The 604-nt window shown below is 47.7% G+C and carries 1 pseudogene; it reads left to right on the top strand.

Annotation, left to right across the window (positions count from 1 at the left end):
• A pseudogene (locus A3763_RS27425) lies at positions 1-168 on the top strand (IS110 family transposase); the annotation flags it as partial.
• Positions 169-604 lie beyond the last annotated feature (436 nt).

Here is a 604-nt window from a genome sequence, read left to right as displayed (position 1 = left end):
CAGAGATTATGTAGACGATATCAACGACTAATACACAAAGGTAAACATCGAAGTGTCGTGGTAACGGCGATCGCACGAGAACTGATAGCTTATATCTGGTCAATCTCGAAGGAAGTCACCTTACCCAGAATAGATCCAAAAACACGAATCTCACGCGTACCCGCTTAAGTAGATAAGGAATAATACATGAACAAGTTTAGCGTCAATGCAAAAGATCAAGCAGCGGCTGTGGTGCAATCACCGAAGGCGTTAGGTTGGCAATGAGCTAGCAGTACATTGATCCACGAGCATAGACTGAAGACAGGCACCACGACGTAATAAGTAAGGTTGGATAGGTTAACGCGTCGCGTTAGCAACCCACGAATACCAGCATGATCACCGTCGAAATTACTTGCTTCATCTGATGCGTTGACGCTTCCCTAACGGGAAGAATGTTAATTAAAAAGAAAGGCTCTGGCCGAGGTTCCGGCAGGATTTTGTGCGGGCCTCTTGACGTGGGGAGTCATACCAACGCCTTTAGCTGCGGCGAGCGATAGCGAGTCCAGCCCCGGGGCTTTTTCCGGGGCGAGGCAGGCTAAACTTGTTAGAGTTGATTGAATACTTT

It is taken from the genome of Oleiphilus sp. HI0128, from assembly GCF_001635365.1.
Note: the sequence above shows the minus strand (reverse complement) of the source record. Positions and strands in the feature narration are given on the sequence as shown.